General features: G+C 37.3%; 9 protein-coding genes. 5 read left to right on the forward strand and 4 right to left on the reverse strand.

Annotation, left to right across the window (positions count from 1 at the left end):
- Window positions 1-170 precede the first annotated feature (170 nt).
- Both ACY65O_RS12600 and ACY65O_RS12605 read left to right on the forward strand, forming a co-directional pair.
- Window positions 171-401 (forward strand): DUF433 domain-containing protein, encoded by a 231-nt coding sequence (locus ACY65O_RS12600; RefSeq protein ID WP_462221210.1) that lies wholly within the window; start codon window positions 171-173, stop codon window positions 399-401.
- Window positions 385-708, forward strand: coding sequence for a DUF5615 family PIN-like protein (locus tag ACY65O_RS12605; protein WP_462221211.1), 324 nt, complete (start codon window positions 385-387; stop codon window positions 706-708). Before ACY65O_RS12600 ends, ACY65O_RS12605 begins: the two co-directional genes overlap by 17 nt.
- Window positions 709-1110: 402 nt before the next feature.
- Here the strand turns inward: ACY65O_RS12605 and ACY65O_RS12610 are convergent, their stop codons facing one another.
- The gene (locus ACY65O_RS12610) at window positions 1111-1473 is read right to left on the reverse strand and encodes a hypothetical protein (protein ID WP_462221212.1); all 363 of its coding nucleotides are present in this window, start codon (window positions 1471-1473) and stop codon (window positions 1111-1113) included.
- 404 nt (window positions 1474-1877) lie between these two features.
- On the opposite strand from ACY65O_RS12610, the gene ACY65O_RS12615 reads away from it, so the two are divergent.
- Entirely contained in the window at window positions 1878-2105 is a 228-nt protein-coding gene (locus tag ACY65O_RS12615) for a CDGSH iron-sulfur domain-containing protein (protein ID WP_462221213.1), read from the forward strand.
- Window positions 2106-2180: 75 nt separating this feature from the next.
- On the opposite strand, the gene katG is transcribed toward ACY65O_RS12615, so the two are convergent.
- Window positions 2181-4430, reverse strand: coding sequence for a catalase/peroxidase HPI (katG, locus tag ACY65O_RS12620; protein WP_462221214.1), 2250 nt, complete (start codon window positions 4428-4430; stop codon window positions 2181-2183).
- Between the two features lie 320 nt (window positions 4431-4750).
- On the opposite strand from katG, the gene ACY65O_RS12625 reads away from it, so the two are divergent.
- Window positions 4751-5263, forward strand: coding sequence for a GNAT family N-acetyltransferase (locus ACY65O_RS12625; protein WP_462221215.1), 513 nt, complete (start codon window positions 4751-4753; stop codon window positions 5261-5263).
- A gap of 62 nt (window positions 5264-5325) precedes the next feature.
- On the opposite strand, the gene ACY65O_RS12630 is transcribed toward ACY65O_RS12625, so the two are convergent.
- Window positions 5326-5835, reverse strand: a complete 510-nt coding sequence (locus ACY65O_RS12630; protein ID WP_462221216.1) for a hypothetical protein — start codon at window positions 5833-5835, stop codon at window positions 5326-5328.
- 372 nt (window positions 5836-6207) lie between these two features.
- On the opposite strand from ACY65O_RS12630, the gene cls reads away from it, so the two are divergent.
- On the forward strand, window positions 6208-7674 hold the full coding sequence (gene cls / locus ACY65O_RS12635) for a cardiolipin synthase (protein ID WP_462221217.1): 1467 nt from the start codon (window positions 6208-6210) through the stop codon (window positions 7672-7674).
- Between the two features lie 27 nt (window positions 7675-7701).
- On the opposite strand, the gene ACY65O_RS12640 is transcribed toward cls, so the two are convergent.
- On the reverse strand, window positions 7702-8427 hold a 726-nt coding region (locus ACY65O_RS12640; protein ID WP_462221218.1), incomplete at its 5' end, for a metal-dependent hydrolase.

An 8427-nucleotide genomic window follows, 5' to 3' on the forward strand; every position in this document is an offset into this window, starting at 1 on the left:
ATTGCATTAGTACTTTTCTAATACAAACTGTATTACAACTTTGGTTGTCAATACAGTTGGTTTAGATTTATAGCGTAGAGTGCATAAATACAAACGTTATGTGTTAGCTGCCGTTGAGTTCCCAATATAAAGAGTTAAAAAAAGCGGTAACTTTATTAAAATTTGAAGATATGTTATACGGACAAATAAGCATTGACCCTGAAGTTATGAGTGGTGCCCCTGTTTTTGCTGGTACACGAGTTCCTATTCAAACCCTATTTGATTATTTGGAAGGCGGTGACGATCTTGAAATGTTTCTTGCAGACTTTCCATCAGTTACAAAAACTGCTGCGATTAATGTTCTGGAAATGGCAAAAACTTCTCTAACTTCTGAAAAGGTTCTTCATGAAAATTTTGCTTGACGAAAGTTTACCCACAAAACTTTCTGAATTTTTTGGAACAGAACATGAAGTTTTAACTGTAAGAGATATGAACTGGCTTGGCAAAAAAAACGGAGAATTATTACGCTTAATTATGGAGAATAATTTTGAAGTCTTCGTTACGGCAGATCGAAATCTGCCGTATCAACAAAATTTAAAGGCTGTTACTTTTATTCTTGCAATACTTTGCGGAGTAAATAATAGACAGGAGACTTATATCAACTTAATTCCCAAACTCCTGGATTTATTAAAAAATTCGGAGTTTCCAGGTGTTATCCAAGTATCGTAAATTTATAGCCAGCACATAACATAAGGTTTTTAGCCGTTGTTGTTATAAGCGATGCAAATTGTCTCTCCGCACTGGCGTCAGTCTTCTGCCGTGGGCAGGCGACTGTTGTCTATAGTTCTTAGCGCTTTGTAACGGAAGCATAAACTCAGATGAAATAATAAAACAACAACACAGCCAGAAGCCCACTCCAACTATAACCGCAATCTCATTAAAACCGTGTGCCTTCAATTTTGCTACAACTTTCATTTCTCACATTGTTGTACGCCAATGTCGTATTTGCCCGGCTGCATACTAACAATAACGGCGTTTTTCACAAACCCCAGTTGTAAGTAAATACCAATTAATATAAACTAAAGAGATACCAGTAAATAAAAAGCCGGATTATCCATCCGGCCTTTTTTATTATTTTTTTATCAAAAATCGCAGCGTTATTTTTCCGCCAGCCTGGTCATATGCATCTATCAAAATATAAGTGTTGGCTGTAATACCTGTTACTAAATAAGAGAAATCATATTCGTTTTTGTTTTTTGCAGTTGTCTCATCAACTAAAAAAGGGGTAGCCTGCCCTTCTATTGTTAAGGTAACTTTTAACAGCCTTGCTGCCGAAGTAATATGTCCTGTAATGGTATATTCACCATTTACGGCGGTACCCTCGGTAAGATTATTGCTAAAGTTTAGTTGCGGCGCAACGGTGGTATCTTTTTTACAAGACACAAAGAACAATATGGCAGTTAATGCCATTAACATAAAATGTATTTTTTTCATTTGTTCGGATTTTTTAATTCAAATATAAAGACTACGATTAAACGAAAAAGGTTGCTTTTTATTTTGTTTAAAAAAAATAGTGCTTTAGTAAAGCAGCTACCATGGGTATTTTACCTTTAAGTCCGTTTCTGCTGTGTGGATGTGTTGTTTAGTTCTGCGCCGAGTGGGGCTTTTTTACCAGCAGGACATGCTTCGGAAAAGTACACAAGACAGCAAATTAAAAAGCAGTAATCTTTACTTGCTAAAAACTTTGTTGTTGTTGGTACTACAACGGCAATTTTTTTTCCTTTCCTGCACACCAATAATTACGGTGACCATTGCTAAGACATTCGCATTATCCGAACATAAATAATTTTTAATTACCAATAGTTTTAATTTAGTACCTATTTTTGAAAAAAAGTAAAATGGCAACAACAAAAATTACCGTTAACAATAACGGCTCTTTAAAAATTGAAGGCGATGTTGAAGTAGTGGACAGAAACGGTGGCGTGTATAATTTACAGGGAAGAGAAATAGTTTCCTTTTGCCGTTGTGGCCTTTCAAAAAACAAACCGTTTTGTGATGGTTCACATAATGGACATTTTGAGCATGAAGCGATTGCTTTTGATCTGCCACCGAAAAAAACAGTTTAGTTTTTCTTTCTTTAATTAAGTAAAAAAGCTGACCTGTTACCAGGCCAGCTTTTAATATCAAATATAAAGTTGTAATTAAGCCAGATCGAAACGATCCAAATTCATTACCTTATTCCACGCTGCTACAAAGTCGTGTACAAATTGCTCTTTGGCATCTTCGCAAGCATACAATTCAGCAAGGGCACGTAACTCTGAGTTAGAACCGAAAATTAGATCAATCCTTGTAGCAGTCCACTTTACTTCACCTGTTTTACGGTCACGGCCTTCAAATATATTTTGTGATGCCGAAACAGCTTTCCAGGTAGTGCTAAAATCAATCAGGTTTACAAAAAAATCGTTGGTGAGTGCTCCCACAGTTTTAGTAAATACACCATGCGGCGATTGACCAAGGTTGGTGTTTAGCACTCGCATTCCACCTACCAGCACCGTTAACTCGGGAGCGGTTAAGGTTAACAGTTGTGCTTTATCCACCAGCATTTCTTCTGCTGACGAAGTGTGTTTAGCATTAAGATAATTGCGGAAACCATCTGCAAGTGGTTCCAGCACGGCAAATGATTCTACATCAGTTTGTTCCTGCGTTGCATCGGTTCTTCCTGCTTTAAAAGGCACAGTTACGTTATGTCCTGCATTTTTTGCAGCCTGCTCAATACCTGCACAACCACCTAAAACAATCAGGTCGGCCATCGAAACTTTTTTATTTACGGTCTGCTCATTGTTGAATGCAGTTTGAATTGCTTCCAGTTCAGTTAGCACTTTAGAAAGTTGCCCGGGATTATTTACTTCCCAATATTTTTGAGGTGCAAGGCGAATACGGGCACCGTTAGCCCCACCACGTTTATCAGAACCACGAAAGGTGGATGCTGATGCCCAGGCGGTAGCTACCAATTCAGACACAGATAATTCTGTAGCCAGTATTTTGCTTTTTAATACAGCAATATCTTCATCATTTATTAATTCGTATGTAACAACCGGAACAGGATCTTGCCAGATCAATTCTTCAGCAGGCACTTCTTTACCCAGGTAACGAACACGTGGGCCCATATCCCTGTGCGTTAGTTTGAACCATGCACGGGCAAAAGCATCAGCAAATTGATCTGGATTTTCGAAGAAATATCTCGAAATTTTTTCATAAGCAGGATCTGCTTTTAATGCAATATCGGTAGTAAGCATAAATGGTGCATGACGTTTTGCAGGATCATGAGCATCTGGTACCAAACCGGCACCTGCATTATCTTTTGGTTTCCATTGATGTGCTCCGGCAGGGCTTTTGGTAAGCTCCCAGTCGTAACCAAAAAGATTTTCGAAATAATTGTTGCTCCATTTTGTTGGAGTAGTTGTCCATGCGCCTTCCAAACCACTTGTAATAGTATCGCCTGCATTACCACTGCCGTAAGTATTTTTCCAACCAAGGCTTTGTTCTTCAATACCGGCAGCTGCTGGCTCTGCAGCAACGTATTTTCCGGGGTCGGCAGCGCCATGGGTTTTACCAAAAGTGTGCCCACCGGCAATAAGTGCTACGGTTTCTTCATCATTCATAGCCATGCGGCCAAAAGTTTCACGAATATCACGGGCAGAAGCAAGCGGGTCTGGGTTGCTGTTGGGCCCTTCAGGATTTACATAAATCAATCCCATTTGAACCGCAGCTAATGGATTCTCCAGGTTACGGTCGCCGGTATAACGTTGGTCTCCGCCTAACCATTCTTTTTCCGAACCCCAATAAATATCTTCTGCCGGCTCCCATACATCTTCACGTCCGCCACCAAAACCAAAGGTTGGTAAACCCATTGATTCTATAGCGCAATTGCCTGTAAGAATCATAAGATCGGCCCAGGAAATTTTTTTACCATATTTCTTTTTAATTGGCCATAATAATAAACGGGCTTTATCAAGATTGGCATTATCTGGCCAACTATTTAATGGTGCAAAACGCTGGGTGCCGAAGCCTCCGCCACCACGACCATCCTGAATGCGGTAAGTACCTGCACTGTGCCAGGCCATACGGATAAAGAACGGGCCATAATGGCCATAGTCAGCAGGCCACCAATCCTGCGAGGTAGTCATTAAATCAAAAATGTCTTTTTTCAAAGCATCCAGATCGAGGCTTTTAAATTCTTCTGCGTAGTTGAAAGACGCTCCCATCGGGTTTGATAAAGAAGAGTGCTGACGCAATATGTTTAACTTTAATTGATTGGGCCACCAGTCACGGTTTCTTGTACCGCTGCCGGCACTTTGCTTGAGTGATCCGCCAGAAAACGGGCATTTGCTGGCAATGCTTTCATTGTTTACGTCTAATGCTGGTGTGTCTGGGGATGTGTTATTGTCCATTTGTAATAAATTTTTTATTGTTTAAGGTTCAAACATACAATAATCTTGGGATAACATTTATCTATAAAATTTATATACTTATAGATAAAAATTATAAGCTTAGACTTTGTTGACTGTATGATGATACAGTACTTATTTTAAAAAAAATCCTGGCTTACTTCCAGCAACAAATAAATTACTGCAGAGTAATGTATATTTGGTTTGCAAATAAAATTACGTTTTACAGATGAAATGAAAAGCAAAACACCTTAAAATTAAATCGTTAATGTAAAGGTTATACGAGAGTTGATAAATTACCGGACAACATTTTATATTTAAAAATGCAAAATAAAATTTTTACAGAAAGGCTTAATTTAAACCTATTGTCTTTAGAGGATCATGATTTTATTATTGCCATTTTAAACTCACCGGGATGGATTGAATTTATTGGAGACAGGAATGTGCATTCAAAAGATGATGCTATTGCGTATATCTACAAAATACTGAACACTCAAAATTTATTTTACTGGGTAGTTAGTATTAAAGAGAGCAATACTCCTATTGGAATAATTTCTTTTCTCAAGCGAAATTATTTAGAACATTTTGATATTGGTTTTGCTTTTTTACCACAGTTTAATGGTAACGGCTATGCTTATGAAGCTGCAAAAGAAATATTATCGGTGGTAAGCAAAAATTCGGACTATCATCCTGTTCTTGCTACAACATTGCCGAAAAATATAAGTTCTATAAAACTGTTAACTAAACTCGGGCTACGTTTTGAGAAAGAGATTGAGGTAGAAAATGAGGTGCTTCACATTTATACTAATGAGGCTGTAATTTTATCTGTCAAATAAAAACAAAAAGGCAATATTAGATATTGCCTTAGTAATTTATAAAAGAAATAAATATTTTACTTTTATTTTACCGCAGTAAAACTTTTATCCATTCCATTTTTTTGCAAAAAGGTCATCAACTCACTCCCGGTTAATTGACTTACCTTTTTTACATTTATACGGCCTGTTAGCTCAGTATAAACTTTTGTACGGTTGGTAACAAACGGACCCTGCAAAGTTATTTCATTGCCACTGTTGGCAAGGTCAAGCACATTTAACTGGTACACATTTTTGTCGGGGCCGCCGGGATAATTATTTTCTATAAGTTCAGCATCCTGCATAACAATTTTTCCATCCTTAGCCACACGTACCTTAATTTTTTTAACGCCATAATATTCTTTGCCATCTACTAAAAACCAACTGTGAGAATAGCCGGTGTACTTTCCGTTTTCTTTACTGATAACCATTTCGTACGGCAAAGATTTTTGTGTGGAATCGTTAAACATGGTGCCTTTCCATAGGCCGGTAATATCCTGGCAAAAAGCAAAAATGGGGCAACATAAGGCCACCAAAAGGGGTAAAAATTGTTTCATACGGGTTGAGTTTGGGTTACTTTTTATTGTAAACGCATAAAGGCTACCTTTTATTTGAAAAAAAGGCTAATTTTTTTTGAATGGGGAGTCTGTAATTTGGCTTGAGTCATGCCCATTTGCCGGGAATAGATCTGGCAATGTAGCTCAGTAATATAAACAGCTGAAACAACTGTATAAAATGCGTCAAAAAAACATTGCTGTTCCAAAAATTATTAACCATAAATCCTGCTTATGAAATTTTTATTTTTCGTATTTTAATAATAAGGGCTTTGAAACACTCTCTCCCACTCTTTAAAAGTTAGTACGCAGATAACAATATTGATGTATTCCCCAGCATCATTTTCACTATTAATAAAAAACAATAGAATAACTTTGAAGGATATTAACCTGTTTATGAACTGGACGTGGATTGCATTAATAATTTATATTGTGATAGTTATACTGGTTTGCCTGCGTAACATTTATGAGACTGGCAGCAGCACCAAAACTATGGCTTACCTTTTATTCTGCATTTTTATACCTGTTTTTGGTATTCTTTTTTACCTGGCATTTGGCGTTAATTACTGGAGAAAGAAATTGTATTCGAAAAAGAACAGCGAAGATGAAAAAATAATGCAGCAAATGAAAAAAAATATACTGCATTATAATGAAGTGGAATTGGACCTGGAAGATATTGAAGGTGATGATAATGCTGAATTGTCTGCAATGCTTACACGATCGCTGCAAAGCCCGGTAACCCGCCATAACCGGGTAAAACTTTTGTTGAATGGCGAAGAAAAATTTCCTGAATTACTTAAAGCCCTTAGTGAAGCCAAGCACCATATTCACCTGCAGTATTATATTTATGAGTGTGATGAAACAGGTACCGCTGTTATTGAAATGCTTATTCGTAAAGCGAAAGAAGGTGTGCAGGTAAGGTTTATTTATGATGATTTTGGCAGCCCCACAATAAAAAAGAAAATTGAAAAGCGGTTACTCGATGCCGGGGTTGAAATATTTCCTTTTCATAAAGTGCATTTTTATTTACTGGCCAACCGTATTAATTACCGCAACCACAGAAAAATTGTTGTTATTGACGGGTACACCGGTTTTGTTGGTGGTATAAACGTAAGCGACAGGTATGTAAACAATAAAAAAAAGCAATTATACTGGCGTGATACCCACCTGCGAATTGACGGGCCTGGTGTATATTACCTGCAGTATCTTTTTTTAACTGATTGGAATTTTTGCTGCCCGGGCAGTTTAAAACCCAATAAAATATATTTTGATAATCCCGAAGCTGTTAAAGAAAATACTTATGTACAAATTGTTGGCAGCGGCCCCAATTCAGCTCAGCCCTCAGTATTATTTTCTGTGCTGCAGGCTATAAACCTGGCAAAAGAAGAAATACTTATTACTACACCTTATTTTATTCCGGGAGAAAGTATTGTAGATGCATTAATGATTGCCGCTTCCAGCGGCCTTGCTGTTAAATTGCTGGTGCCCGGTAAAAGCGATTCAAAACTGGTAAACGCTGCATCCAAAGCAAATTACAATAATCTTTTGCAGGCCGGGGTGGAAATATATCTTTACCAAAAAGGTTTTGTGCATGCCAAAACACTTGTAACCGACAGTAAATTATCAATGGTTGGTACCGCTAATATGGACCACCGCAGTTTTGAATTAAATTTTGAAGTGAATGCCATAATTTATGATGCTGCTTTTTCAAAAAAAATGCGGACTGTGTTTTTTGATGATCTGAAACATGCAAAAAAATTAGATGCTAAGCAATGGTACAAGCGTTCGGTGCTAACTCAGTTTCCCGAAAAATTTGCCCGTTTATTCTCCCCGTCTTTATAAAATAAATTTTATAGCATGCACACGGTATCAGTTACCTGCAATTCGTTTTACCAATGATTTAAACACCTGCCCGTTCCATTTTGCAAAGCGGCCACGTTGCACCACCAGCGTATTATCAATATCAGGATGTAAATAGTAATAAAATGCAAATGGTTCACCATGATTTTGCCAGCCAATGATTTGCCCAAAACGCAAATCATTAAAAATTAGCGTATCCTGTTTTTTTTCTACCGTATAAAATTGTTGAGAAAACCGAATGAGTTTTTCTGCGGCTATATTTTTATCCGCAGGCAGGCTGTCGAGTAAAAAAGTATTACGGGGAAAATACCGCAGCTGCATCTCCGGGCTTTTATCAAATACAGAACGGTAACCTGTATAATAGCCACTATCGTTACCTGCAACAACATACCACAACCAATTTTGTAATGGTGCAGGAGTAGTAAAATAACGGGTATATTTTATTTCCTGTTTTGCCAACACCTGTTGAACATCATGATTAATAATTATTTTGTTAATAACAGCGTAGCAGAGGTATAAAAAACTAATACACAAACTAAATTTCCACCAGTAATGCCTTTTTTTATTTTTTTGCTTCAGTAATAATAAGATGATTAATGCAATGCCGGGTACAATAGAAAAGAAAGGATCGGCAACATAAATAATATTGAAAGAAATACGGTAATGGTTAAAGGGTTCAAACCAGCCCACACCGTAATTATTAAATGCATCTAAAAAAATATGGGTTAAAATTGC

The organism is Ferruginibacter sp., assembly GCF_031430955.1.
Taxonomy (GTDB): Bacteria; Bacteroidota; Bacteroidia; order Chitinophagales; family Chitinophagaceae; genus Ferruginibacter.